25 protein-coding genes and 1 pseudogene are annotated in these 25,958 nt (G+C 35.1%); 17 read left to right on the top strand and 9 right to left on the bottom strand.

Translation table 11 applies throughout. The features are described 5' to 3' along the window. Positions 1-28 precede the first annotated feature (28 nt). Genes AAC084_RS00130 through AAC084_RS00120 form a run of 3 tightly spaced genes read left to right on the top strand, consistent with a single transcriptional unit; the run spans position 29 to position 2,281 of the window. Positions 29-1,321 (top strand): aminopeptidase P family protein, encoded by a 1,293-nt coding sequence (locus tag AAC084_RS00130; protein ID WP_339835270.1) that lies wholly within the window; start codon positions 29-31, stop codon positions 1,319-1,321. 9 nt (positions 1,322-1,330) lie between these two features. Further along, complete coding sequence (locus AAC084_RS00125; protein WP_339835267.1) at positions 1,331-2,101, top strand: exodeoxyribonuclease III; 771 nt, start codon at positions 1,331-1,333, stop codon at positions 2,099-2,101. A 3-nt stretch (positions 2,102-2,104) separates the two neighbouring features. After that, positions 2,105-2,281, top strand: coding sequence for a hypothetical protein (locus tag AAC084_RS00120; RefSeq protein ID WP_339835265.1), 177 nt, complete (start codon positions 2,105-2,107; stop codon positions 2,279-2,281). Between the two features lie 11 nt (positions 2,282-2,292). Here AAC084_RS00120 and AAC084_RS00115 read toward each other — a convergent pair whose 3' ends face one another. After that, a complete protein-coding gene (locus AAC084_RS00115) occupies positions 2,293-3,570 on the bottom strand; it encodes a branched-chain amino acid transport system II carrier protein (protein WP_339835262.1) in 1,278 nt (425 codons plus the stop codon). Between the two features lie 254 nt (positions 3,571-3,824). Here AAC084_RS00115 and AAC084_RS00110 point away from each other — a divergent pair, with 254 nt between their 5' ends. Continuing rightward, a complete protein-coding gene (locus AAC084_RS00110) occupies positions 3,825-4,043 on the top strand; it encodes a hypothetical protein (protein ID WP_339835259.1) in 219 nt (72 codons plus the stop codon). 8 nt (positions 4,044-4,051) lie between these two features. Here AAC084_RS00110 and AAC084_RS00105 read toward each other — a convergent pair. From AAC084_RS00105 to AAC084_RS00085, 5 genes and pseudogenes are all read right to left on the bottom strand, one after another. Next, a pseudogene (locus tag AAC084_RS00105) lies at positions 4,052-4,195 on the bottom strand (thiamine-phosphate kinase); the annotation flags it as partial. A gap of 13 nt (positions 4,196-4,208) precedes the next feature. Then, a complete protein-coding gene (locus AAC084_RS00100) occupies positions 4,209-4,868 on the bottom strand; it encodes a hypothetical protein (protein ID WP_339835256.1) in 660 nt (219 codons plus the stop codon). A 71-nt stretch (positions 4,869-4,939) separates the two neighbouring features. After that, a complete protein-coding gene (locus tag AAC084_RS00095; protein WP_339835253.1) occupies positions 4,940-6,079 on the bottom strand; it encodes a helix-turn-helix domain-containing protein in 1,140 nt (379 codons plus the stop codon). Between the two features lie 55 nt (positions 6,080-6,134). Beyond that, positions 6,135-7,181, bottom strand: coding sequence for a thiamine-phosphate kinase (gene thiL, locus AAC084_RS00090; RefSeq protein ID WP_339835251.1), 1,047 nt, complete (start codon positions 7,179-7,181; stop codon positions 6,135-6,137). Positions 7,182-7,280: 99 nt separating this feature from the next. Next, on the bottom strand, positions 7,281-8,738 hold the full coding sequence (locus AAC084_RS00085) for a Gfo/Idh/MocA family oxidoreductase (RefSeq protein ID WP_339835248.1): 1,458 nt from the start codon (positions 8,736-8,738) through the stop codon (positions 7,281-7,283). A gap of 139 nt (positions 8,739-8,877) precedes the next feature. Here AAC084_RS00085 and AAC084_RS00080 point away from each other — a divergent pair, with 139 nt between their 5' ends. From AAC084_RS00080 to AAC084_RS00030, 11 genes are all read left to right on the top strand, one after another. After that, positions 8,878-10,110, top strand: coding sequence for a choice-of-anchor B family protein (locus tag AAC084_RS00080; protein ID WP_339835245.1), 1,233 nt, complete (start codon positions 8,878-8,880; stop codon positions 10,108-10,110). 2 nt (positions 10,111-10,112) lie between these two features. Beyond that, positions 10,113-11,456 carry a hypothetical protein gene (locus AAC084_RS00075; protein ID WP_339835243.1) on the top strand — a complete coding sequence of 448 codons (1,344 nt, stop codon included), beginning with the start codon at positions 10,113-10,115 and terminating at the stop codon, positions 11,454-11,456. A 125-nt stretch (positions 11,457-11,581) separates the two neighbouring features. Beyond that, positions 11,582-11,911 (top strand): iron-sulfur cluster assembly accessory protein, encoded by a 330-nt coding sequence (locus AAC084_RS00070; RefSeq protein ID WP_027065385.1) that lies wholly within the window; start codon positions 11,582-11,584, stop codon positions 11,909-11,911. Positions 11,912-11,994: 83 nt separating this feature from the next. Beyond that, a complete protein-coding gene (gene sufB, locus AAC084_RS00065; RefSeq protein WP_339835241.1) occupies positions 11,995-13,440 on the top strand; it encodes a Fe-S cluster assembly protein SufB in 1,446 nt (481 codons plus the stop codon). A gap of 59 nt (positions 13,441-13,499) precedes the next feature. After that, positions 13,500-14,252, top strand: coding sequence for a Fe-S cluster assembly ATPase SufC (sufC, locus tag AAC084_RS00060; protein ID WP_339835240.1), 753 nt, complete (start codon positions 13,500-13,502; stop codon positions 14,250-14,252). A 71-nt stretch (positions 14,253-14,323) separates the two neighbouring features. Further along, a complete protein-coding gene (gene sufD / locus AAC084_RS00055; RefSeq protein WP_339835237.1) occupies positions 14,324-15,640 on the top strand; it encodes a Fe-S cluster assembly protein SufD in 1,317 nt (438 codons plus the stop codon). Positions 15,641-15,783: 143 nt separating this feature from the next. Next, positions 15,784-16,998 (top strand): cysteine desulfurase, encoded by a 1,215-nt coding sequence (locus tag AAC084_RS00050; RefSeq protein ID WP_339835235.1) that lies wholly within the window; start codon positions 15,784-15,786, stop codon positions 16,996-16,998. A gap of 73 nt (positions 16,999-17,071) precedes the next feature. Continuing rightward, positions 17,072-17,497 (top strand): SufE family protein, encoded by a 426-nt coding sequence (locus AAC084_RS00045; protein ID WP_339835233.1) that lies wholly within the window; start codon positions 17,072-17,074, stop codon positions 17,495-17,497. Positions 17,498-17,502: 5 nt separating this feature from the next. Beyond that, positions 17,503-17,835, top strand: coding sequence for an SUF system Fe-S cluster assembly protein (locus AAC084_RS00040; protein ID WP_339835229.1), 333 nt, complete (start codon positions 17,503-17,505; stop codon positions 17,833-17,835). Between the two features lie 36 nt (positions 17,836-17,871). Continuing rightward, entirely contained in the window at positions 17,872-18,378 is a 507-nt protein-coding gene (locus AAC084_RS00035; RefSeq protein ID WP_339835227.1) for a DUF2480 family protein, read from the top strand. A 72-nt stretch (positions 18,379-18,450) separates the two neighbouring features. Further along, on the top strand, positions 18,451-19,380 hold the full coding sequence (locus AAC084_RS00030; protein WP_339835225.1) for a DUF3078 domain-containing protein: 930 nt from the start codon (positions 18,451-18,453) through the stop codon (positions 19,378-19,380). A gap of 279 nt (positions 19,381-19,659) precedes the next feature. Here the strand turns inward: AAC084_RS00030 and hflX are convergent, their stop codons facing one another. Further along, positions 19,660-20,871, bottom strand: a complete 1,212-nt coding sequence (gene hflX / locus AAC084_RS00025; RefSeq protein WP_339835223.1) for a GTPase HflX — start codon at positions 20,869-20,871, stop codon at positions 19,660-19,662. Between the two features lie 75 nt (positions 20,872-20,946). On the opposite strand from hflX, the gene AAC084_RS00020 reads away from it, so the two are divergent. Next, complete coding sequence (locus AAC084_RS00020) at positions 20,947-21,924, top strand: endonuclease (RefSeq protein WP_339835220.1); 978 nt, start codon at positions 20,947-20,949, stop codon at positions 21,922-21,924. 161 nt (positions 21,925-22,085) lie between these two features. Then, on the top strand, positions 22,086-24,290 hold the full coding sequence (locus AAC084_RS00015; RefSeq protein ID WP_339835217.1) for a S8 family serine peptidase: 2,205 nt from the start codon (positions 22,086-22,088) through the stop codon (positions 24,288-24,290). Between the two features lie 2 nt (positions 24,291-24,292). On the opposite strand, the gene AAC084_RS00010 is transcribed toward AAC084_RS00015, so the two are convergent. Together AAC084_RS00010 and AAC084_RS00005 are read right to left on the bottom strand one after the other, a co-directional pair. Continuing rightward, complete coding sequence (locus AAC084_RS00010; protein WP_339835215.1) at positions 24,293-24,802, bottom strand: DUF3124 domain-containing protein; 510 nt, start codon at positions 24,800-24,802, stop codon at positions 24,293-24,295. Positions 24,803-24,898: 96 nt separating this feature from the next. Continuing rightward, the gene (locus AAC084_RS00005; protein WP_339835213.1) at positions 24,899-25,618 is read right to left on the bottom strand and encodes a 3'-5' exonuclease; all 720 of its coding nucleotides are present in this window, start codon (positions 25,616-25,618) and stop codon (positions 24,899-24,901) included. Positions 25,619-25,958: the final 340 nt, after the last annotated feature.

Below are 25,958 nucleotides of genomic sequence, written 5' to 3'. Positions count from 1 at the left end.
CCGTAATTTTATATCAAAATGTAAATTCATGAAATACCATCAAATACCTAATTCATTATTTATAAAGAATAGAAAGAAATTTATGGATCGTATGCAGCCAAAAAGCATTGCGATTTTTAATTCTAATGATATTTACCCCATTAGTGCCGATAGTGTAATGCCTTTTGAGCAACATAGAGATATTTTTTACTTGTCTGGTGCTGACCAAGAAGAGACTATTTTAGTCTTGTTTCCTGATTCAATACATAAAAAAAATCGTGAAATTCTGTTTGTTCGGGAGACTAACGAACATATAGCGGTTTGGGAAGGAGCTAAATTAACAAAGGAAAAGGCAACCGAGGTTTCGGGTATACAAACCATACATTGGTTAAAGGATTTTGATAAAATATTCTTTGATTTAATGACCGAAGCAGAAACTATTTATTTTAATACTAACGAGCATTACAGACAGGCGGTAGAAACAGAAACTCGAGAGGATCGTTTTATTGAAAAATGCAAGCAACAATTTCCAGCGCATCGTGTTGCGAAAAGTAATCCTGTTCTTCAAGAGATTCGTGGAATAAAGGAGCCAGAAGAATTAGAATTGATGCAAACGGCCTGTAATATTACGGAGAAAGGTTTTCGAAGATTGTTAGGTTTTGTTAAGCCTGGGGTAATGGAATATGAGATTGAGGCAGAATTACTGCACGAATTTGTAAGTAACCGTTCTAAAGGTTTTGCATATCCACCAATTATCGCTTCCGGTTATAATGCAAATGTTTTACACTATTTGGAAAACAACAGACCCTGTAATGATGGAGATTTAATTCTTATGGATGTTGCCGCAGAATACGCAAACTATTCTAGTGATTTAACGAGGACTATTCCTGTAAATGGAAAATTCACAAAGCGTCAAAAAGAGGTCTACAATGCCGTTTTACGGGTAAAAGATGATGCTACCAAAATGTTGGTTCCTGGCACGCTTTGGGCAGAATACCATAAGGAATGTGGTAAACTAATGACTTCTGAATTATTAGGATTGGGATTGTTGGACAAAGCAGATGTACAAAATGAAGACCCTGAATGGCCTGCGTATAAAAAATATTTTATGCACGGCACTAGTCACCATATCGGATTGAATACGCATGATTACGGTGCTTTAAAAACACCTATGAAAGCAAATATGGTTTTTACAGTTGAACCAGGTATCTATATTCCAGCGGAAAACATGGGTATTCGTTTAGAAGATGATGTTGTTATTCAGAAAAAAGGAGAGCCTTTTAATTTAATGGCAAATATTCCTATTAAGGCAGATGAGATAGAAGAATTGATGAACAAATAATATCAAAGAATGAAATTAGTATCATGGAATGTAAATGGCATTAGGGCTTCTGTAAAAAAGGGCTTTGAAAATATTGTTAAAGATTTTGATGCAGATGTTTTTTGCATTCAAGAAACCAAGGCTCAAGATGATCAAGTGAGCGAAGCATTGAAAGATATAGGTGGGTATGAGTTATTCACCAATAGTGCTGATAGAAAAGGATATTCTGGTACCGGAATTTTGACAAGGTTAAAGCCCGTTCAATTCAAAAAGAACATGGGCATTGCAGAGCATGACTTAGAAGGTCGTATTACCCATTCTGAATTTGAGCACTTTCATTTGGTCAACGTTTACATACCGAATAGTGGAAGCGGACTAAAGCGATTGGATTATAGAGCAGGGTGGGATAAGGACTTCACTAATTATCTAAAGGAATTATCGAAAAATAAACCATTGATTATTACTGGTGATTTTAATGTGGCGCACACAGCAAATGATTTGGCGAACCCTAAAAGTAATTACAACAAAACATCTGGATTTACACAAGTAGAAATTGATGGGTTTGATGCAATGCTGAACGAATTAAATTTAGTGGATAGCTTTAGAAAGTTGCATCCAACTACGTTTGATAAATATACGTTTTGGAGTATGCGAGGTGGTGCAAGAAGTAGAAATGTAGGTTGGCGTCTCGATTACTTTTTGGTCAGCGAATCGATTTGGGATAAAGTGAAATCTGCACAAATTCATGATCAAATAATGGGAAGTGATCATTGTCCTATTAGTTTGGAGATAGATTTTTAGGTTATGGGACTATTTCTAATGTTTCAAGAAGCTGCTGAAATTGAAAAAAAGATGCAGCAAGCACCTGATGACTCCTATGAAATTGGTGTAGTTATTGGTACGTACCTTCCATTTTTCGTACTGGTTTTAATAGCCTACGCTTTTTATTATTACTCCAAAAAACGAAGAAATAAGGAGTAGGCGATTAAAATCTATTTAATTTTATTTCTGATTATAAAATTAGTCACAACAAATACCAACAAGGCAGGCAATACCCAACCCAAGCTATATTCTTGCAGGGGTATCCATGAGAAAGTGTCTGCCGCTGGCGCAATAGCACTAATACTTCCCAGGAAATCTGGAATACTAAATATGATAGTCGCTATGGTAACCGCTTTAAAAACTAAAGGTGATGCATACTTGTCTGGTACTACATTCAGTAAAATTAAAATGATAGTAATAGGGTAGATGAACATTAATGATGGCAATGCAACTGCAATGATATAGCCAACATTGAACTGGCCCATTAATACCCCTAAAACACACCCAATTACGGCAGTGATATTATATGCGGTTTGCGAATCATTGAATCTTGATCGTACAAAATCGGCAGTTCCTGTAACAATACCCACAGCAGTTGTAAAACAAGCGACACCTACTAGTATGCTCAAAAATAAATTACCCACGTTACCAAGGCTGTTTATGGCTAAGCCAGACAGTAATGCTGTCCTACTTGTGCCTGCATCAAAAACGGAATGCGCTAAAGCCCCAGACAATATTAGACCTAGGTATATTAAGAATAGGGCCAAACCTGCCAACCAGCCTGCACTACGTATTAAAGATTTTTTATCTTCATAAGATGCATTGGTATGTCTTAAATTGATGGAAATTATGATTACTCCACCAACCACCACAGCACCAATTGCATCAAAAGTTTGATAACCTTCTAAAATTCCATTGGTAAATGGACTGGCAATCATTGTTGTTCCAAATTCGAATGGGAAAGAGAAAATTGTAATTCCGATTACAAAAAGTAAAATAAGAATAATGGCAGGGGTTAAAAGTTTGCCTAGAATTCCTAATATTTTTGAACGGTTCATCGCAAAAACAAATACTAAGCCAAAATAAAAACTACTAGTAAACCAAGGAGAAATATCCCAATAGGGTTGTATTGCCATCTCATGTGTTACTGAAGCCGTTCTTGGGCTTGGTAAGGCAATAGCAATGGCGTAAATGAAAAAAGCGTAGATCAAGCTAAATGTTGGGGATATCTTTTTACCAAAATCCATCAGGGTTCCTTGTAATTTGGCATGTGCCAAAATACCTAAAATGGGAATTACCATTGCAGAAATACAAAAACCGATTGTTACCACGAGCCATTGATTACCTGAATTAAAGCCTAATAATGGGGGTAAAATAAGATTGCCAGCTCCAAAAAAAAGAGAGAAAAGGGCAAAGGCGGTAACGAGAGTTTCCTTCTTCTTGATCATGGTTACAAATTAAGTGAAAGATTATGAAATAACAGACAAGCCACAGGTTTTGATTTTGTAAGACACCAAAAAAAAGTAGATTGACAACAGGTTAGGCAACACTCACAACAATTACTGGTACAGTCGTTTAATATACAGTACTTTAACAAAAGGAAATTTAGCGTAAGCGATTTTTCTAATTATTTCAACCTAAAAATTTTTAATCGCATTTTCTCGATTACCCAAATCGTAATTCTTGCAAAAAAACCTACAGCATGAAAAAAATATTCTGCAACATTTTCGGCCATCACTATTCTATTTCAAAAAAAGTGACTTCGCATATTAAAGAATACAAATGTATTCACTGTCAAAAAGAAGTAACAACAGACGTTAGCGGCAATCTTGCCATATTAACGCCTGAATTACAAGATATCAACAGAACCTTAGAACATATTTACCAAAGAAGGCATACCGCTACGCAACAAGTTGCATAGTAAATTATCTATTCGGTAAAAGAATTCCAACCCTGTGCGGTTAATGGAATCTTCGTATTATTCCTAGAAATTAAGAAAGCACCTTCTTCTTTACCTGTGGTATGCCCCACGACGGTTAAGCTAGGATTGCCCTTTATTTTTGGGAATTCTTTTTTTAAACTGTATTTAAAAACGTCTATTTTTAGTTTTGTTTTTACTCCAATAATATAAAATAAAGATAATTGCTAAAACGGTTCCAAAAAGCGATGGTAAAAATTGACTATATGGATGGTATTGAGGGAAAACAGTGCCAAAGAAAGCAGCTAATAGTGCGGTGAAAGCAGCAATCATTTTATAAATATGTTCATATAACCAGCGATTTTTGAATTTGTTTCTTGGAATGAGATATCGAAGAAAATCATATATTACTATCGCAAACAGCGCCCCTATAGTGCCATATATTAGACCGGGTTCCCAGAAAAATCCGATAGATTTAAAATAAAGTATGTAATAAACCCCCGATAACAAAGTAAGAATGGCTATTACAATATCCAGTGGTTTGGGGATACTGGATTTATTACTTAAAATACGATATCCTGAAAAAGCTTGATAGCCACTTAAAAGAGTAAGTGATAATAAAAATCCATTTGCTTTAAAAACAAAAACACCAATCACACCTGTGATGATAACAATTGACATACAAATAAGAAAAATAACGCCACTTTTTTTATGTATCCTTTTACCCTTTTGAGAAGACATTGCAATGATGGCTAAAATTAACGCCAAACTGCCGCTTATAATATGTAGTAATATATTTATTTGATGTGGTAAACTGTAGTCGCTCATTGTAGATTAATTTTCTACAAATCTTGGTAAAGTTTTCATTACAAGCGACCCAACCCAATGGCTGGAGCCAATTAGATTGAGTTTTTTTTGAATGAGGATGGAGATTTTCCTGTATATTTTCTGAAATAACGGTTGAAGGATGATTTTGACTTGAATCCACAATCATAGGCTATTCCTAAAATGGAAAGATGTGAATAGTTATTTGAGCAAAACATTGTTTTAGCTTTTTCTATACGATATTGATTTATATAATCATAAAAGCTCTTTTCAAAATATTGATTAATGACCTGTGATAAATTAGAGGGTGAGATTCTTAGTTGTTTAGCAAAAGTAGTGAGGTTAAGGTTATCGTTCAAAAAAGGTTTTTCCTTAACCATATATACCTCTATTTCCTGCGCCAAGCTTTGGATTTTATCCCAAGTAAGTCCAGATTTTAAATAAGTGGATTTTTCTGATTCAGTGTTATTAATTGTAGAATCTTCAAAATCTAGAATATTAATATTAGAGAAAACAGTTGTTTGCCTAAACCCATAAAATCCAAAAGCGCTCAACATTAGGCAAAGCGAAATACCTACTAGGGCGAATGCATTTGGTAAGGAAATAAGTTGAAATTGAGTGGCTCCAAAAACCCAAGCTGAGGCAATTAAAAAAAGAGCAAGAAACGAGTATACAATATAACTTACCCAATTCAGATTTATTCTTTCATTGAAAGAATAGAGATTCGCTATTGATTTTCTGTGCTTTTCCAACAACCTTAAATCCCATATGCAATACACTAAGCCAGAAATTGCCAGAGGAACGGCATAATATCGTAGCCAAAAGGTAGTAGTCCCTTCAAGTTTTAAATACCCATTTTTTGCAATTAAAAGTACAGAGTTGTCTTGTTGTAAAATAAAAATGAGACAAACATATATTACATAAACACTTAAATGAAATATTATAATTTTCCAGGAAACTTTATGCCCAGTAAGACAAAGTATATATAGAAATAATAAGGGAGATCCCAATAATGGGAGAGCAAAGGATAGAATTGCTATTATGCCTTGAATTTCAAAATGATAAATAGTGATGAAATAAAAATAGACTTGAGCTAACATGATCAATATCCAAGCTAAAAATAGATAGTCCCCTTGTTGCTTTCCCTTTTTAAAAAGAAGGATAAAAAACATTAGGAGACCTATTCCTAAGCCAACATTAAGAATCACTTCCATTATTTCGTTACAAATTGAAGCAACAAATTACGGGTTTTAAATTGTATGGTTAATTTTAACTTGTAAAAGAATTCCAACCCTGCGCGGTTAATGGAATCTTCGTATTATTCCTGGAAATTAAGAAAGCACCTTCTTCTTTACCTGTGGTATGCCCCACGACGGTTAAGCTAGGATTGCCCTTTATTTTTGGGAATTCTTTTTGGTCTATGGTAAATAGTAATTCATAATCCTCGCCACCACTTAAAGCAACAAGAGTGCTATCTACTTTAAACTCTTCACAGGCAGCAATCACCGTTGGGTCTAAAGGAATTTTATCTTCATATACATCGATGCCTATACCACTACTTTTGCTTAAATGTAAAATCTCAGAAGAAAGTCCGTCGCTTATATCAATCATAGATGTTGGGTGGACATCTAATTTTTTTAATAATTCAGTAATGTCTTTTCGTGCTTCAGGTTTTAACTGTCGCTCTACGATATAGGAGTAAGGCTCTAAATCGGGCTGACTGTTTGGGTTGACCTTAAAAACCTCTTTTTCGCGCTCTAAAACTTGAAGACCCATATAAGCAGCACCTAAATCACCAGAAACTACCAAAAGGTCATTAGGTTTAGCGCCTGACCTGTAAGCAATATCTTCTTCATTAGCTTCGCCAATTGCAGTAACACTAATCATCAACCCTGTTTTAGAGGAGGTAGTATCGCCACCAACTAAATCAACATTATAAGCTTTACATGCTGTAGCAACTCCGGCATAAAGCTCTTCTAATGCTTCTAAAGGAAATCTATTTGAAACAGCAATAGAAACAGTGATTTGAGTTGCTGTTGCATTCATGGCATAAATATCAGATAGATTTACCATTACGGCTTTATAGCCTAGGTGTTTTAATGGCATATATGCAAGGTCGAAATGCACACCTTCTATTAAAAGGTCGGTACTAATAACCGCTTTTTTATTTTTAAAATCTAAGACCGTAGCATCATCACCAATACCTTTTAAAGTCGATTTCTGCTCAATTTTAAAGTCCTTTGTAAGATGTTCTATGAGGCCAAATTCACCTAATTTCTCAATTGATGTCTTTTCTTGATTCTTGTCTTCTAGCATGCTGCAAAAATAAGAAGTAATACTAGACTAAGGACATAAAAAAAACCGAAGCTTTTCAGCTCCGGTTTTGATACTCAAATTTATTGAATAATAATAGGACTATCCTAATGAATAACCATCTCTGTATGTACGCTTAACATATTTATTTGCAGGTTCGAAATTAGTAACCTTCATATTCACGGCATCCCATTGTAAACGTTTTCTTCCGTGGTATTGTTTACCGCCACCCCAGAAGCCTTTGTTTTCGATACTTGGATCTAGCTCAAAATATGATTTTAATGCCAAGTTACCGATAAGAATACTCTCAGTAAACGGACCTGCATAATCGAATGATGAACTTGTTTCAGCATTACCATAACCTGCCATACAAGCATTCACCCATTGTAGATAATGACCTTCTGGCACACGTTTAATTGTTTCTTCTACCTCTATTTGTTCATTAAGGCTCAATGGAAGTAATCTTGGATTGGCTCCGTAACAATCTGCCATTAATTTTCCTTTAGTGCCAATAAATAAGACACCACCATCCCAATTGCCTAAAGCTTCATCATCGCCAAGTTCATCTGGTCTTTCGGGTAACAAACCGCCATCCATCCAGGTAACCTTAACAGTGCCTTTGCCATCCGTTCTTGGATAGCTCAAATGAATTTTGCTTGAGTTCGGAAAACTTTTTGGATAATCGGCAGTTTCGAACTTCCCTTTAAAAGAATCTGAAACACTACATTCTACGGTATCAGGATACAATATTGGTAATATTCTATAAACAGGGTCCATAATATGACAAGCCATATCGCCTAGAGCTCCGGTGCCAAAATCTGACCATCCTCTCCAATCAAAAGGTAAGTAAGCGTTATTGTAATCTCTCATTGCTGCAGTACCTAACCAAAGATCCCAATTCAAACCTTTTGGCACTCTGTCTTTCTTAGTAGGGGTTTGTAATGCTTGAGGCCATATTGCTCTATTGGTCCAACATTTTACAGTATGAACCTCTCCAATAATGCCGGTATCATAGATTTCTTTCATTGTGCGAACACCATCGCCAGAACCACCTTGATTCCCCATTTGTGTCACCACTTTATATTTTTTGGCAGCCTCGGTTAGCATTCTTGCTTCCCAAATATCATGGGTCAAAGGTTTTTGAACATATACATGTTTACCCATAACCATAGCCTGATAAGCTGCTACAGCATGGTTATGGTCAGGTGTTGAAACAGATACCGCATCGATATTGTTTCCTTCCTTTTCTAACATTTCCCTGAAATCACTATAATAACTGGCTTTTGGGAAAGCTTCTCGAGAAGCAATAGCCTGTCTATCGTCAACATCGCAAAGCGATACAATATTTACATTCGGACTCTCGGCAAAGGATGCAATATCACTTTTACCTTTCCCTCCAACGCCTATACCTGCGATATTTAATTTATCACTCGGTGCTACATAACCTGGCCCGCCCAAAACATGTCTTGGAACTATCATAATGCCGGCAGCCGCTATACCAGAGTTTTTCATAAATTTTCGACGTGTGTTGTTGTTTAATTTGGTTTTTTTGTTTGACATACGGTACTGTTGTTTAGTAATTTGTTGATTTGATCTTCAAGATAAATCAATTCATTCAATTATGTGAAGGTCGTAGTGGTTTTATGTTTGTTCAAATAAAGCAATTAGTATCTTTAAGTGTTGATTATAAATTGTTTATATGAAAAAGGGAGTTTGGTATTTAACATTTATTGTGATTTTTGGTTGTTCTTCTGACGACCAGATTCTAGAAGAAGAGGAAGAATCAACACCTATGGAGGAAAACTTTGATGCTATAGTACCCTGTGAAAATGGAATGGCTGGTATTTACCCTTGTAGCGGATATGATTTGGTCGCCCATATTTCTCTTAGTACAATGTCTGCAGAAGAAGGTAATGATATATGGGGGTGGACCGATGCGGAAACTGGTAAAGAGTATGCCTTAATGGGTCTGGATAATGGAACTGCTTTTATTGATATGTCGAATGCTTTAAATCCCATATATCTAGGTAAACTTTCTACAGCAACTACATCAAGTTCGTGGAGAGATGTGAAAGTTTATGGTGATTATGCTTATATTGTATCTGAAGCAAATGACCATGGTGTTCAGATATTTGATTTAAAAAGATTAAGAAACGTAAGTAATCCCACTGAAAATTTTTCTGCCGACGGCCACTACACAGCTCTTGGTAATGCACATAACATTGTAATTAATGAAACATCTGGGTTTGCGTATCCAGTAGGTACCGATAGAGATGATCAATTTAACGGTGGTGTACATTTCTTAAATCTTGAAAACCCAATAGTTCCCACTTTGGTCGGTGGTTGGGGTTTAAACGGGTATACGCATGATGCACAAGTAATCACCTACAACGGTCCTGATGCCACTTATGTTGGTGCCGAAATATTTGTGGGTGCAAATGAGGATCAAGTCGTGGTTGTTGATATTTCAGATAAGAATACACCTATAACCTTGGCGACAATGCCGTACTCTAATATTGGGTATACACACCAAGGTTGGTTTACAGATGATCACCGTTATTTTATACTCGGTGATGAGTTAGATGAGGTTCGACAGGGATTTAGAACCCGTACCTTAATTTTTGATATGGAAGATCTAGACAACCCGATTTTACATTACACGTACTCCGGGCCAACAAATGCTATCGACCATAATGGCTATGTGTTGGCCGATGAGTTTTTCTTGGCCAATTATACCGCAGGTGTTCGTGTTTTAGATATTTCTGACATTGGTGGAAAATCGGTTGAGGAAAAAGCTTTTTTTGATACTTATCCAGCAAATAACAATACTCAATTTGCCGGAGTTTGGAGTGTTTATCCATATTTTGAAAGTGGTAAAATTATTATCAGTGATATTAACAGCGGATTTTTTATAATCCAGAAATCGAATTGATCATGCGAAATTTAATTCTAGTGCTACTTTCCTGTTTCTTGTTTTCTTGTGCGAAAGAAGAAGCCGAAATACCATTTGAGGCGTTAGATACTGAATTTAAGGGAGAGCTTGATTGGGTTAAGAATTTTGGAGGCAGTGGAAATGAAAGTGCTCAGGCAATTATAAAAACTACTGATGGTGGTTTTGCAATTTTAGGGTATACGGGTAGTGTTAATGGTGACATCTTAACAAAATTGGAAGAAGAAAATGATTATTGGCTTTTGAAGTTTGATCAAAACGGAAATTTACAATGGAATAAAACGTATGGTGGAAGCAAAGATGATATTGGACAGAGCTTAGCAGAAACAAATGATCGCGGCTATATTTTAACTGGGTATTCTATGAGTAGTGATGGTGACGCAACGAATAACGAAGGTTTTCATGATAATTGGATTTTAAAATTAGATGTAAAGGGTGATATGGAATGGCAAAGCAGTTATGGTTTTTCTGGTCATGATCATTCATACGATATTCTTGAAGCAGCACAAGGCGGATATTTTTTCACAGGATTTTTAGACATTACATCGGCTAGAGTAGATGGGAATACAGAAAAGGGAAATTCATTGACCAGCCATGGCGTAGGGGAATTTTGGGGAACTAAGATCGATGGGGAGGGTAGTGTACAGTGGAGAGGATATTTTGGTGGCACCAACAATGACCGGGCACATGGTGTAGTGCAAACGAATGATGGCGGTTTTGTAATGGCAGGTTTTACAGAAAGCGACGATTATGATATAAGCAATACCAATGGCAGCTATGATTTTTGGGTGGTTAAAGTGGATTCTTTCGGCAATTTAATTTGGGAGCAGTCTTTCGGTGGCGAAGGTATTGAGGTGTCTTATGATATTGCTAAAACAGCAGATAATGGTTTTGTAGTGGTTGGTAATACTTTTAGTGCTAATGGAGATATTTTTTTAAACCATGGCGAGTCTGATATGTGGATGATAAAATTGGACGAAAAAGGAAATATGATTTGGGAACAAACATACGGAGGTAGTCAGTTCGATTTGGCCCAAGCTGTTGTTCAAAGTAAAGATGGAGGGTTTTTAATAACAGGGAACACCAAAAGCGATGATCAAGATAGTGCGATAAATAATGGTGAGAATGATATTTGGGTGGTTAAAACCAATGAATTTGGTACCCTTGTTTGGGAAAAATCTTTTGGTGGCTCTGGGTTAGATTTTGGCTTTGATTTACTTGAAAACAAAGACGGAAGCATTCTGGTGGTTGGGGAATCTTCAAGTATAGATTTTAACACCTTGACTTCTAAAGGGAATTCAGACTTAATTCTTCTCAAAATTAAATAGTATCACCAACTTATTTCCGATAAGATTCTTCGATACATCTATACGTTATAATAATGTTAGGTTCCATGGAAAAAACCTACTTATACCGTATATTTGTAAACTATTTAGATTAAATCTAGTTAATTATGATTCAAGTATCAGAAACGGCTAAACAGAAAGTTATCAACCTTATGACGGAAGAAGGTTTTGATGCCACAACGGATTTTGTTCGTGTGGGTGTCAAGAGTGGCGGATGTAGCGGATTGTCATACGAGTTAAACTTCGATAATAAGAAAGACGATGCGGATAAAGTATTCGAGGACAACAACGTACGTATCATTGTAGATAAAAAAAGCTTTTTATATTTAGTGGGTACGGTTTTAGAATACTCTGGAGGTCTTAACGGAAAGGGTTTTGTTTTCAATAACCCAAATGCACAACGCACATGTGGTTGTGGCGAGAGTTTTTCATTATAAGAAGAAGTGAAGTTTTAAATTTGTAAAAGGCTATTTGGGTAATTATTTAAACTCATTTATTTTTTGCTTATTAAGTATAATATATGGCATATACAGAAGAAGAATTAAAGAAAGAATTGGAAACCAAAGAGTACGAATATGGTTTCTATACAGATATTGAATCTGATACATTCCCTATTGGCTTAAGCGAAGAAATTGTTATTGCGATTTCAAAGAAAAAAGAAGAACCAGAGTGGATGACACTTTGGCGTTTGGAAGCTTTTCGAATTTGGAAAAGTATGGAAGAGCCTACATGGGCAAATGTGCATTATGAAAAACCAGATTTCCAGAAAATCAGTTATTATTCTGCACCAAAATCTGCAGACCCTAACAAAACGTTGGATGATGTAGATCCAGACTTGTTAGAAATGTATCGTAAGCTTGGTATTTCTGTTGATGAGCAAAAGAAATTACAAAATGTAGCTGTTGATATTGTTGTCGATTCTGTTTCTGTAGCAACGACTTTTAAAAAGACGTTGGCAGAAAAGGGAATTATTTTTATGCCTATTTCAGAGGCTATAAAAGAGCATCCAGAGTTAGTGAAGAAATATATGGGTACTGTTGTGCCACAAAAAGATAATTTCTATGCAGCTCTAAATTCAGCGGTTTTTACCGATGGTTCTTTTTGTTATATTCCAAAAGGTGTACGTTGCCCAATGGAACTTTCTACATACTTTAGAATTAATCAGGCAGGTACGGGTCAATTTGAGCGTACGTTGCTTATTGCAGATGAAGATAGTTATGTAAGTTATTTAGAAGGTTGTACTGCACCTTCAAGAGATGAAAATCAATTACATGCAGCTGTAGTAGAGTTGATTGCTTTGGATGGTGCCGAAATAAAATACTCAACGGTACAAAACTGGTTCCCTGGTAATAAAGAGGGTAAAGGTGGTGTATTCAACTTTGTAACTAAAAGAGCTTTATGTGAGAAAAACGCTAAAGTATCTTGGACACAAGTTGAAACAGGATCTGCAGTAACATGGAAATATCCTTCCTGTATTTTAAAAGGAGATAATTCTATCGGTGAATTTTATTCTATCGCCGTAACTAACAATTATCAGCAGGCAGATACTGGTACCAAAATGATTCATATTGGTAAGAATACTAGAAGTACCATAATATCTAAAGGTATTTCTGCAGGTAAATCTCAAAATAGCTACCGTGGATTGGTACAGGTGAATAGTCGTGCTGATGGAGCTCGTAACTTTTCTCAATGCGATTCTTTGTTAATGGGTAACGAATGTGGTGCACATACCTTCCCGTATATTGAAGTGAAGAACAAAACAGCAATGATAGAGCATGAGGCTACGACAAGTAAAATTGGTGAAGACCAAATTTTCTATTGTAACCAAAGAGGTATACCAACAGAAAAAGCTATTGCGTTAATTGTGAATGGTTTTAGTAAAGATGTACTGAATAAACTACCAATGGAATTTGCAGTAGAAGCACAAAAACTATTAGAAATTAGTTTAGAGGGTTCTGTAGGTTAAAAAGCAATAAAGATTTTAATAAAATGCCTAAGGCACCAGAATATTTAAAGTAACATATTATGTTGAAAATCAAAAATTTACACGCTAGTGTAGACGGTAAAGAAATATTAAGAGGAATAAACCTAGAGGTAAAGGCAGGTGAGGTACACGCAATTATGGGACCAAATGGTTCTGGTAAAAGTACATTAGCTTCTGTAATTGCTGGAAATGATAATTTTGAAGTTACTCAAGGTTCAGTAGAACTAGAAGGAGAAGATTTAGAAGATGTTTCTCCAGAAGAGAGAGCGCATAAAGGTGTTTTTCTATCTTTTCAATATCCTATTGAAATTCCGGGTGTTTCTGTAACCAACTTTATGAAAACGGCTATTAATGAGTCTCGTAAGGCGAAAGGTTTAGAAGATATGCCAGCAAAAGATATGTTGAAATTGATTCGTGAAAAATCTGAGTTGTTAGAGATTGATCGTAAGTTCTTATCAAGATCTTTAAACGAAGGTTTCTCTGGTGGAGAAAAGAAACGTAACGAGATTTTTCAAATGGCAATGTTAGAGCCAAAAGTGGCAATCTTGGATGAAACCGATTCAGGATTAGATATTGATGCATTACGTATTGTTGCTAGTGGTGTTAATAAATTGAAGAGTAAGGATAATGCGGTAATCTTAATTACGCACTACCAACGTTTGTTGGAGTATATCGTACCTGATTTTGTTCACGTTTTGCATAATGGTAAAATTGTAAAATCTGGAGGTAAAGAACTTGCCTTAGAGCTTGAAGAAAAAGGATACGACTGGTTAAAGCAAGAAACTGCGGTATAATTAAGTATACAGTAGCAGAGAACATTCTGTAGAATGGTTTTCTGCCACTACCAAATGGCAATTGAAAAAATATGGATTTAAAAGATAAATTGATTTCCTCTTTTATGGCGTTTGAGAATAACGTGGATGTGGAGCATCCGGTACACGATGTTCGTATGGCCGCCATTAAGAATTTTGAGGAAAAAGGATTTCCTTCTAAAAAGGAAGAGGCTTGGAAGTATACTTCATTAAATAATATTCAGAAAATAGATTTCAGCATATTTCCTAAACAGGAAAATGCGTTGGAATACAAAGACGTAAAACGTTATTTCCTTCACGAAATTGATTCTTATAAAATTGTTTTCGTTGATGGTATTTATAGTTCTTACCTATCCGAAACAACACATGACGGTGTAGATATCTGTTTAATGAGTGCAGCGCTTACAAAGCCAATGTACAAACAGGTTATAGATGTGTATTTTAATAAAATTGCATCTAAAGACGAGTCGTTAACTACATTAAATACTGCATTTAGTCGCGAAGGGGCATATATCTATATTCCTAAGAATAAGATGCCTAAAAAACCAATTGAGATTTTACATTTCTCAACAGGTAATGAGGCTTCTCTTTTATTGCAGCCAAGAAATTTAATTGTAGTTGAGGAAAATGCAGAGGTTCAAATTATAGAACGTCACCAAAGCTTAACAACCAACGAAGTACTTACTAATGCGGTAACCGAGATTTTTGCTGCAAAAAGTGCTATCGTAGATTTATATAAAATACAGAACGATGCTGCTACGGCGTCATTGATCGATAATACATATGTAGATCAAAAAGATAAGAGTCTTGTAAAGATTCATACATTCTCTTTTGGTGGTAAGTTAACGCGTAACAATCTTAACTTTTATCAGAATGGAGAGTATATAGATTCTACTATGAAAGGGGTTACTATTTTAGGGGAAAAGCAACATGTGGATCATCATACATTGGTACATCATATTCAACCTAACTGCGAAAGTCATCAAGATTATAAAGGTATTTACGGAGATAGTTCTACAGGTGTTTTTAACGGTAAAATTATAGTAGATAAGATTGCCCAAAAAACAAACGCTTTTCAGAAGAATAATAATATTCTTATTAGTGATAAGGCAAGCATCAATTCAAAGCCACAATTAGAGATTTTTGCAGATGACGTAAAATGTTCTCACGGTTGTACTATTGGTCAATTAGATAAAGATGCATTGTTCTACTTGCAATCTAGAGGAATTCCAGAAAAAGAAGCTAGGGCATTATTAATGTATGCGTTTGCAAATAACGTATTGTCTTCTGTTCGTATTCCTGAATTAAAAGCTAGAATCAATAAATTGATAGCGAAGAAGCTAGGGGTAAACCTTGGGTTCGATTTGTAAGCTATAATTAAGAAAAATTTGAACGAAGGATAGTTAAATTTTTAACTATCCTTTTTTTTTATGTGCCAATTTGGTACTAACTCGAAGCTCGATTATACATATTTTTTCATTATCGGGTATCTTTGTATATAAGAAGATTGACTATGTTAGATATTAAAAAAATAAGAGAAGATTTTCCAATTCTTAAACGTCAGGTAAACGGTAAGCCATTGGTCTATTTAGACAATGCCGCTACTTCGCAAACTCCGCAACAGGTTATAGATGCCATTGTAGATTACTATCAAAACTACAATGCAAACATTCACCGTGGGGTTCATACGCTTTCTCAAGAAGCTACCGATAAATATGAGCAGGCTAGATTAAAGATTCAAAAGCATTTTAATGCTGCAAAATCTCATGAAATTATATTTACTTCGGGCACTACCCATAGTATAAATCTCGTTGCAAACGGATTCTCTGCTTTGATTAAAAAAGGAGATGAGGTTTTAGTTTCTGCTATGGAACATCATTCTAACATTGTGCCTTGGCAAATGCTATGTGAACGAACTGGAGCAATCTTAAAAGTGATTCCAATGAACCAAGAAGGGGAATTGCGAATGGATGTGTATGAGCAATTACTTAATGATAAGACCAAATTAGTTTTCTGTAATCATATCTCAAATGCCTTAGGGACTATTAATCCTATTGAAGAAATAATTAAAAAAGCACATAAAGTTGGTGCTGCGGTTTTAATTGATGGCGCACAAGCTGCTCCACATTTAGTAGCAGATGTTCAAGCTCTTGATGTTGATTTTTATACCTGTTCTGCACATAAAATATGTGGACCAACGGGTGTAGGTATGTTATACGGCAAAGAGGAGTGGTTGAATAAATTACCGCCATACCAAGGTGGTGGTGAAATGATTGCCGAGGTTACTTTCGAAAAAACGACATATGCAGGTCTTCCGCATAAATTTGAAGCAGGTACGCCCAATATTTGTGGTGGTATAGCATTTGGTGCAGCTTTAGATTACATAAATTCAATTGGTTTTGAAAATATTGCCAAGTACGAGCATGAATTGTTGTTGTATGCTACTCAGGAGTTATTGAAAATTGAAGGGCTTAAAATTTATGGTACTGCAAAAAATAAAACTTCTGTCATTTCATTTAATATAGATGGTATTCACCCATACGATATAGGCAGTATTCTAGATAAATTGGGTATAGCCGTAAGAACCGGTCATCATTGCGCTCAACCGATTATGGATTTTTATAAAATACCAGGTACGGTAAGAGCTAGCTTTGCCTTTTATAATACAATAGAAGAAGTAGATGTTCTAGTAGCTGGGGTATTAAAAGCTAAAAGCATGTTGTTGTAAAACAATGATTTATCAAGACTGTTAACTTTTGAAATCCATCAATTGTTATTGTATTTTTGAATAAAATAAAGTAATGGGAATTAAGGAGATACAAGAAGAAATTATCGATGAGTTTTCTATGTTCGATGATTGGATGCAAAGGTATGAGTACATGATAGATCTTGGTAAGTCATTACCATTGATTAATGAAGAGTATAAGACTGAAGATAACATTATTAAAGGCTGTCAGAGTAAAGTATGGGTACATGCTGAACTAGACGATAATAAATTAGTGTTTACTGCTGATAGCGATGCAATTATTACGAAAGGAATTATAGCCATTTTAATACGTGCTTTTAGCAATCAAAAGCCACAAGATATTTTAGATGCCGATACGAAGTTTATAGACGAAATCGGTTTGAAAGAGCATTTGTCTCCAACTAGGGCAAATGGTTTGGTGAGTATGATAAAGCAGTTGAAGTTATACGCAGTAGCGTATCAAACACAAATTGAACAATAGAAATTATGAGCGAAGAGAATATAGCAGAGGATAGTGCAGAATTAGGGGAGAAAATTGTTAAGATATTAAAAACAATATACGATCCAGAAATTCCGGTTGATATCTATGAATTAGGGCTTATTTATGATGTTTTAGTAAATGAGGAAAATGAAGTAAAAATACTAATGACTCTTACATCTCCTAATTGCCCAGTAGCAGAATCATTGCCTGCAGAGGTAGAGGAAAAAGTAAAATCGCTTAATGCTATTAAAGATGCTGAGGTAGAAATTACTTTTGACCCACCTTGGACTCAAGATTTAATGAGTGAAGAGGCAAAATTAGAATTAGGCCTTCTTTAAGCAATAAAGCTTATTCTTGATTTAAAAGATGAATGTATGCAGGATGAAATCGTAAATAGAGTTGCCCAAAGCAAACTAATCACATTTAACCTAGAGGATTATTATCCAAAAGGGAAGAGGATGGTTTTAGATATCAAAGATTGGCTTTTTGAAGGGTTTATTCTGAAAGAAAAAGATTTTAGAAATTCTGTAGAAGAACATGATTGGTCTCAATATGAAGGTGCTTATGTCGCCATGCATTGCTCAACAGATGCGATTGTACCTGGATGGGCATATTTATTATTAAGCATTAAACTTAGTGCTTTTGCAAAAAAGGCGGTACAAGGTACTTTGGTAGATTTAGAGACAAGTATCTATCAAACCATTATTGAAAATTTAGAGGTATCTGAATATTTAGATAAATCAATTATCATAAAAGGATGTAGTAAAAAGCCTGTTCCTGCGAATGCGTATTTATTTATTGCAGAGAGGTTAAGACCTGTCGCTAAGTCTATTATGTATGGCGAAGCGTGTTCTTCAGTGCCGTTATACAAAAGAAAATAACAACTTCCTATTTAAAGATTTTGTTTACAATCCTTACCTTTGCGCCACTATAAACTATAAACATTAATTATTATGAAGAAAATTATTTTAACCATAGCGGCTGCATTCGTGGTAACTATGGGTTTTTCTCAAACAGGGGAAGAGCTTAAAGGTGAATTAGGAGCAGCAAAAGATTCTATAGCTGCTATTCAAGGAAGAGCAGACGCTATACAGGGTCAAATAGACAAATTACCAGGATGGAAAAAAGGTGCTTTTGGTACTATTGGTGCTAATCTGAGTAGCTTTAACAACTGGTACGGACAAGGCACCCCAGATTTATCTTCTGGCAATATCGGTGTAACTGTAAATGCTTTTGCTAATTTAAATCAAGAAAAGTTTTTCTGGAGAAATTCTGGTAACATTAACTTAGGATGGGTAAAGTTCGATGATAAAAATGATGCAACTGACGATGATAGCTTTAAGCAAGGTACAGATGTATTCAATATTACTTCTTTATACGGAAGAAAGCTTAATGAGAAATTCGCTATCTCTACTTTAGCTGAGTATCGTACTACTATCTTAAATAACTTCAACGATCCTGGGTATTTAGATTTAGGGGTTGGTGCTACTTGGACACCAATTGCTGACTTAGTAGTTGTAATACACCCTTTAAACTATAATTTTGTATTCAGTAGCAATGATGCAGTCTTCGAATCTTCTTTGGGTGCTAAAATTGTAGCCGATTATACGAAACAAATTGGTGCTGTTAATTTTAAGACAAACCTTTCAATGTTTCAAAGTTATAAGAGTGGTGACCTTTCTAATGTAACTTGGATTAACTCATTAGGGTATACATTATGGAATGGTATCGGTTTAGGTTTCGAATTTGGTTTACGTAGTAACAAACAAGAAGCTTTAAACTATGCTTTAACTGGTCCAACTCCGGATTTAACAGCAACGTTTGATAATGTTGATAATAAGTTACAGACTTACTTCCTTGTTGGTCTTAACTACTCATTATAATTACAGAGCAACATTTCAGAATTTTATATAATAAAAAAGCCCTCTATATAGAGGGCTTTTTTCGGTTAAGTAATTATCGTAAAATTTGGGATTTTACTTTTAGTTTTTATAAGTTAAATATCGATTTGGGGTCAACACTAACACTTAAACACATGATAAAATTAACCCAATACCTAAGCTGGTGATAATTTATGTTGTGAACTCAACTTAAAATGTGGTGAGATTTATTATTGGTTTAATTTCATCGATGAACTACACAAATCAGATTATAATTGGTAATTAATACTCGTCTAAATGTTCTGGATAAAGAAAATTATTATACGGAAAACGGGTTACATGAATATCTCTTACTTCGTCATAGACACGTTTTCTGAATTCATCTAAATTTTCTTTGTTTAAGGCAGAAATAAAAATCGCTCGGTCTCCAACTTTTTCCATCCATGTGTTTTTCCAATCGGTAATGGTAAAATGTCTTCCGGTACGTTCTGTAATTAAATCATCTTCATCAATAGTTTCATGTTCATACTGGTCAATCTTATTGAAGACCATAATGATTTTCTTGTCTGAACTTTTTATTTCAGCCAAAATTTTGTTTACCGACTCTATATGCTCCTCAAATTGAGGATGTGAAATATCTACAACATGTAAAAGTAAGTCTGCTTCACGTACTTCATCCAAGGTGCTTTTAAAGCTTTCTACTAGCTGTGTAGGTAGTTTTCTGATAAATCCTACAGTATCACTTAACAGAAAGGGTAAGTTGCCAATAACAACTTTTCTCACTGTAGTGTCTAACGTGGCAAAGAGTTTGTTTTCTGCAAATACATCACTTTTGCTGATTACATTCATCAAAGTAGACTTACCGACATTGGTATAGCCGACAAGGGCAACTCTAACTAAAGCACCGCGATTACCTCTTTGGGTTTCCATTTGGCGATCGATCTTAGTGAGTTTCTTTTTAAGCAACGTTATACGATCACGAACGATACGTCTATCCGTTTCTATTTCTGTTTCACCGGGACCACGCATTCCAATACCACCTTTTTGACGTTCAAGGTGTGTCCAAAGACCGGTAAGTCTCGGCAGTAAATATTCGTATTGTGCAAGTTCTACCTGAGTACGAGCGTAACTCGTTTGTGCGCGTTGCGCAAAAATGTCTAAAATTAAACTGGTACGGTCAATAATTTTACAACGCAATTGTTTTTCAATATTACGTTGTTGACCAGGGCTAAGTTCATCATCGAAAATAACAGAACCGATTTCATGTTCTTCAACATATTTTTCGATTTCCTCCATTTTACCTGTTCCAATCATGGTTTTTGGGTTGGGGATGTCCATTCGTTGTGTAAAACGTTTGAAAACTTCGCCACCAGCAGTATAGGTTAGAAACTCTAGCTCATCTAGATATTCCTTAACCTTTTCCTCATTTTGGTCTTTATTGATAATGCCAATAAGAACCGCTTTTTCATAATCTATACTTTTCTTTTCTATCATAAATTCCGTAAAGTGTAAAATTAAGCAATTACCGATAAGCTATTTCGTATTTTTATTGACCCTATAAAATACTGTATGCGAATACCATTTTTTAAGAAAAAGATAAAAAAACAACGTTATACGGTTGCATTCTACAATTTAGAAAATCTATTTGATCCAGAGCGTAATTCTAAAATATTAGATAGTGATTATACCCCTAATGGAATAAAAAAGTGGACCGTAGAAAGATACCGTCGAAAACTTTCTAAGCTCGCAACGACTATTGTCAAAATAGGAGAGGATGATCATCCTTATCCTCCTGTTCTAATTGGTGTAGCCGAGGCTGAGAATAATAGTGTTCTAGAGGCCCTTTTAGATACAGAGCCGATGGAAGATTTTGATTATGGTTTTATACATTTCGATTCGCCAGATGAACGTGGAATAGATACAGGACTTATTTATCGTAAAAAGTTTTTTAAGGTGCTTCATTCAGAACCTTTAACATTAATGGTTAATAATGCCGGCGGTATTAGAGATACGACAAGGGATATACTATATGTAAAGGGGGAATTAAACAAAGAGTTGGTTCATGTGTTTGTAAATCATTGGCCTTCTAGACGTGATGGAGATGTAGAAACCGAATATAAAAGAGTAATTGCTGCTGAAGAAATTATTCAGAAAATCAAAAGTATCAAATTACAAGAGCTAGATCCAAACATTATTGTCATGGGAGATTTCAATGACGACCCATCCTCTAAAAGTATGCAAACGTTAAAAGAAGGGGCAGGTTTATTTAATGCTATGGAGACTTTACATATTCCTGATAGTAGAGGAGCTTCAGTCTACGGTGGAAAGTGGAACATGTTCGACCAAGTCTTGATATCGAATTCATTCTTCAATTATGAAAAGAATACCCATAGTTATGATACTGCCGCTATCTATGATCATAAATCTCTGAAGGAAAAAAAAGGTAAGTATAAAGGCACCCCGTACAGAACTTTTGTCTCGCACAGGTATATGGGAGGTTATAGTGATCATTTTCCTGTTTATACTGTATTTACGTTCAATTCATGACACAATTAGAATGAAAGAAAAACCCTACACATCATAAATTGATGTTTTCACAACAAGTTCGCCGCAATGTCTAGGTAATTCATCGAATAATAGTGTTCATTCAACGAACACAGCATCTGGTTTATATATTTGTAGTCCAAATCTTACACTTATATAACCTAATGATGAATACCAAAAACTTTACCTACAGCGCAAGTAGTATTCTAATATTACTTTTTTTAGTGTTCTCTGCAGTAACTAACCTTAATGGTCAGACTACCAAACAACGATTAAAAATAGCATCGAACAACAAGAGTGTTGAGTTGGCTAATTTTAAATCTAATTTGGTTTCTGAGTATGATGTCAAAAGAACTCAGTTAAAAGAAGTTGCAAAACAGAACAATTGGAAAATTAAAGAAACACTTGCTAACGGTAAAAAGATTGAATTACAAGAAATAGGTGAAGATGGTAGTCCTTTATATTACGAAACCTATTCTGACGAAGCTGGTTTGGTATCTAGAGCCACTACTTTAAATACAAATGGTATGTTGGGTCTTCATTTAGATGGTGACGGTATGCAAGTGGGTGTTTGGGATTCTGGTGTAGCTTTAGAAAATCATGTTGAATATTCTTCTAGAATTAAAATCGGTGATGATGAATCTGAAGTAGATTCTCATGCAACCCGTGTAACTGGTAGTATTATATCTTCAGGGTTTAAGAAAGATGCAAAAGGAGTTGCTAGTAAGGCAAGCGTTGTATCTCATGATTGGACAAGAGATAAAATTGAAGTTACTGAAGCAGCTGCTGACGGACTTTTACTTTCTAACCACTCGTACGGTATTAAAGCGGATCGTGTACCAGATTGGTATTTTGGCGCTTATACTAAAGTAGCTCAAGATTGGGACAAGATTATGTACAATGCACCTTATTACTTAATGGTTTCTGCTGCAGGTAATGCACAGAAAAGTAGAGATAACGAGACACCTACTTACGGTACAACTGCTGATGGTTTTGATGTGTTGTTAGGTTTTACATTGGCTAAGAATGGAATTACAGTAGCTGGTGCCAATTCTAAAATTGATGGAAACGGTAACTTGAAAAGTGCAGATGTTTCTGCTTATAGTAGTTTTGGTCCTGTTGATGATGGCAGAATTAAGCCAGATATCGCAGGTAACGGTGGTTCAATACTTTCTACCGATTCTTCTAGTAATACAAGTTATAATACTTCTTCAGGTACTTCAATGGCTACGCCAGGTGTTACAGGTTCTTTATTATTACTACAACAGTATAATGAAGAATTATACGGTTCTTATATGAAAGCTGCTACTTTAAAAGGATTGGCATTGCACACAGCAGATGATGTTGATGCGCAAGGGCCTGACTATAAAATGGGCTGGGGTATTATGAATGCAAAGAGCGCTGCTGAGGTTCTTTATAATAAAGACTTTACGAGTCATATGGCCGAAGAGTCTTTAGAGAATGGAGAAACATTTTCGTTTACAGTTTCTGCAGAAGGGAATGAAACATTAATAGCTTCTATTTCTTGGACCGATTTAGAATCAACTTATATCAATAGAGGTGAATTGAACAATACCACTGCTGCTTTGATTAATGATCTTGATATTAGAATTACCCAGAACGGTAAAACTTTTTTACCTTGGAAATTGAATCCTGGGCAGGCTAGTAGTGCTGCAATAAAAGGAGATAATAGTGTAGATCCTTTCGAACGTATTGAAATACCGAATGCAAGTGGTACGTATACAATAACAGTAACTCACAAAGGTGAATTACAAAATAGTACTCAAGATTTTTCTATAATCCTTTCAGGAGTACAGATGACCACATGTTCAATTGAAGCTCCAGAACAAATTTCTTTAGAAGAAACCGATATTTCTAGCGTAGACCTTACTTGGGATGCTACTACAGACGGACTTTATGAAATACAGTATAAAGAAGTTCACCAACAAGAATGGTCTACAGAATACATTACCATCAATAATTTTACTTGGAACGGATTAATTGTTGATAATACATATTCTTTTAGAATCAGAACTTTTTGTTCTCAAAATGTAGCTTCTGAATATAGCGACCCAGTTAGTTTTATCTTTCAAGGTGAAGAGACTGTATTGGAAACTTTTAATACATTAAGTATTGATTCTGAAATTCCTTTTAGTGTATACCCAAACCCAGCAGTTGATGAGATTCAATTGAATATTGAAACGACCGACAGCACAGTATATCGAATAGTAAGTACTAACGGTGTAGAGTTGAAAATGGATTCAGCTACCAATTCAAGAATCAATGTTTCTGATTTACCTACAGGACTATATGTATTGCAAATTCAAGATTTTGATGTGAATAAGAGTACGAAATTTTATAAGTACTAAGATTATTTTATTCTTCTTGATTGCGTTGTAAATGAAAGACCCTGTTGACCAACCGTTGAATTCATTACCCCTTCAAATAATGGCTCTGGGCAATCTTTAGGTGCTTTCCATTCGAAAATAAAGTTTGATCCCGTACCGCCTTCAACATCCATTTCATCAATAATAATTTCTGCAGTTTCTAAAGGAGCCAAATAAATAGGGTGGTTAAAGTAATTTCTCAACGAAACCCCATGCGTATCAAAATACTCAGCTTTAGAAAGGTAAATAGTATCAACATCACTGGTATTACGTAAGCTGACCATAGCGGTTAAATTATGGGTCTTATGCTCAGAGCTACTATAAATTTGAGAATAGATAGATAAATAAGACTTGCCATACTCTAAAGAATCTTGAACCTTCATGGTAATTTTTCTCTTCGTCCAGTTTTCAGGATGTATAGAGCTTATTTCCTTTTCTTGTAAACAGCTTGCCAGTAATACAACTACAGAGAATAATAAGATGATTTTTTTCATAGATATGGCTCGTTTTTGAACAAATGACGTTACTAACAAAATTACATCATTAGTCCTGTTTTTATATCGATGCTTGCTAATTTTAACGCGATTCTATTAATTAGCTACTTTTTTAACTTCACTATCTTTTAGTAATTCTTGATTTCTTAATCTTAAATAAACCTGTGCAGTAGTCAATACGTCTAGTTCACAATAGGTAACAATACGGTTCAAATCGTTTTCTTCGTAATACACCACCCTAACCATGCTACCATCTATATCTTCTTTAGGGGAAGGTATGCCCAGTACATGCGCCATTAATTTTAATGAAGTAAAATGTTTGTAATCGCCAAATTTCCAAAGCTCCATGGTGTCTATATGCGGAATCTCCCATGGCTTTTTACCAAATAAATCTAGTTTTTGAGGTAAGGTTATACCGTGAATAATCATTCTTCTAGCGATATACGGAAAATCGAATTCTTTACCATTATGAGCACAAAGCACGTTTTTAACATGATTAAAATGCTCGTCTAATAAGATTTTGAAATCAGCCAAGAGTTTCGCTTCGTCTCCGTGAAAAGTGGTTATTCTAAAATTTCTAACATCATTTTGAAAAGTAAAATAACCAACGGATATACAAATAATTTTACCGAACTCCGCCCAAATTCCGGCACGCTCATAGAACTCTTCTGCGGTTACCTCATCTTTTCTTTGGTATTGAGATTTGTGTGCCCACAATTCTTGTGTGGTTTCATCTAACTGGTCAAATGAGCTTTTTTCAGGTACGGTTTCTATATCTAAAAACAAGATATTTTCAAGATGTATTTTATCAGGCATAGAATTGTAAGTTACTAATAAGTAGGAAATTAACACAATTTTATTGCTGACGTACTTATATTTTTACTCGGTTTGGCAAAAGATTAGAGCTTTTACTTGTGGGAGAACGGTTTGTGTATGAAACGTAGCGTGCAAAAAGGCACTAACTTTTCGGATTAACACAGAGCCGAATTTTTATATTTTGTTTTTAACTTTCTCTTTTTTAAAGCCAAATTAAAAATTTGGCGGACTTTGCAAATAAGCATAAGCCTTTCGAAAAGCCTATATAGCTATGTTTTATACACTTCTTAAGTTTGATTCTCAGTAAATTGTTGATATAACAAGAAAGAACAAAAGAGAG

Origin of the sequence: uncultured Maribacter sp. (genome assembly GCF_963977385.1) — a bacterium.
Lineage (GTDB): Bacteria > Bacteroidota > Bacteroidia > Flavobacteriales > Flavobacteriaceae > Maribacter.
The sequence above is the reverse complement of the archived record's forward strand: the minus strand, read 5'-3'. Positions and strand labels throughout refer to the sequence as shown.

Bases quoted from the DNA above. Each gene is read 5' to 3' on its own strand.
- AAC084_RS00130 (WP_339835270.1), top strand. From the start codon at position 29: ATGAAATACCATCAAATACCTAATTCATTATTTATAAAGAATAGAAAG.
- AAC084_RS00125 (WP_339835267.1), top strand. From the start codon at position 1,331: ATGAAATTAGTATCATGGAATGTAAATGGCATTAGGGCTTCTGTAAAA.
- AAC084_RS00120 (WP_339835265.1), top strand. From the start codon at position 2,105: ATGGGACTATTTCTAATGTTTCAAGAAGCTGCTGAAATTGAAAAAAAG.
- AAC084_RS00115 (WP_339835262.1), bottom strand. From the start codon at position 3,570: ATGATCAAGAAGAAGGAAACTCTCGTTACCGCCTTTGCCCTTTTCTCT.
- AAC084_RS00110 (WP_339835259.1), top strand. From the start codon at position 3,825: ATGAAAAAAATATTCTGCAACATTTTCGGCCATCACTATTCTATTTCA.
- AAC084_RS00100 (WP_339835256.1), bottom strand. From the start codon at position 4,868: ATGAGCGACTACAGTTTACCACATCAAATAAATATATTACTACATATT.
- AAC084_RS00095 (WP_339835253.1), bottom strand. From the start codon at position 6,079: ATGGAAGTGATTCTTAATGTTGGCTTAGGAATAGGTCTCCTAATGTTT.
- thiL (WP_339835251.1), bottom strand. From the start codon at position 7,181: ATGCTAGAAGACAAGAATCAAGAAAAGACATCAATTGAGAAATTAGGT.
- AAC084_RS00085 (WP_339835248.1), bottom strand. From the start codon at position 8,738: ATGTCAAACAAAAAAACCAAATTAAACAACAACACACGTCGAAAATTT.
- AAC084_RS00080 (WP_339835245.1), top strand. From the start codon at position 8,878: ATGAAAAAGGGAGTTTGGTATTTAACATTTATTGTGATTTTTGGTTGT.
- AAC084_RS00075 (WP_339835243.1), top strand. From the start codon at position 10,113: ATGCGAAATTTAATTCTAGTGCTACTTTCCTGTTTCTTGTTTTCTTGT.
- AAC084_RS00070 (WP_027065385.1), top strand. From the start codon at position 11,582: ATGATTCAAGTATCAGAAACGGCTAAACAGAAAGTTATCAACCTTATG.
- sufB (WP_339835241.1), top strand. From the start codon at position 11,995: ATGGCATATACAGAAGAAGAATTAAAGAAAGAATTGGAAACCAAAGAG.
- sufC (WP_339835240.1), top strand. From the start codon at position 13,500: ATGTTGAAAATCAAAAATTTACACGCTAGTGTAGACGGTAAAGAAATA.
- sufD (WP_339835237.1), top strand. From the start codon at position 14,324: ATGGATTTAAAAGATAAATTGATTTCCTCTTTTATGGCGTTTGAGAAT.
- AAC084_RS00050 (WP_339835235.1), top strand. From the start codon at position 15,784: ATGTTAGATATTAAAAAAATAAGAGAAGATTTTCCAATTCTTAAACGT.
- AAC084_RS00045 (WP_339835233.1), top strand. From the start codon at position 17,072: ATGGGAATTAAGGAGATACAAGAAGAAATTATCGATGAGTTTTCTATG.
- AAC084_RS00040 (WP_339835229.1), top strand. From the start codon at position 17,503: ATGAGCGAAGAGAATATAGCAGAGGATAGTGCAGAATTAGGGGAGAAA.
- AAC084_RS00035 (WP_339835227.1), top strand. From the start codon at position 17,872: ATGCAGGATGAAATCGTAAATAGAGTTGCCCAAAGCAAACTAATCACA.
- AAC084_RS00030 (WP_339835225.1), top strand. From the start codon at position 18,451: ATGAAGAAAATTATTTTAACCATAGCGGCTGCATTCGTGGTAACTATG.
- hflX (WP_339835223.1), bottom strand. From the start codon at position 20,871: ATGATAGAAAAGAAAAGTATAGATTATGAAAAAGCGGTTCTTATTGGC.
- AAC084_RS00020 (WP_339835220.1), top strand. From the start codon at position 20,947: ATGCGAATACCATTTTTTAAGAAAAAGATAAAAAAACAACGTTATACG.
- AAC084_RS00015 (WP_339835217.1), top strand. From the start codon at position 22,086: ATGATGAATACCAAAAACTTTACCTACAGCGCAAGTAGTATTCTAATA.
- AAC084_RS00010 (WP_339835215.1), bottom strand. From the start codon at position 24,802: ATGAAAAAAATCATCTTATTATTCTCTGTAGTTGTATTACTGGCAAGC.
- AAC084_RS00005 (WP_339835213.1), bottom strand. From the start codon at position 25,618: ATGCCTGATAAAATACATCTTGAAAATATCTTGTTTTTAGATATAGAA.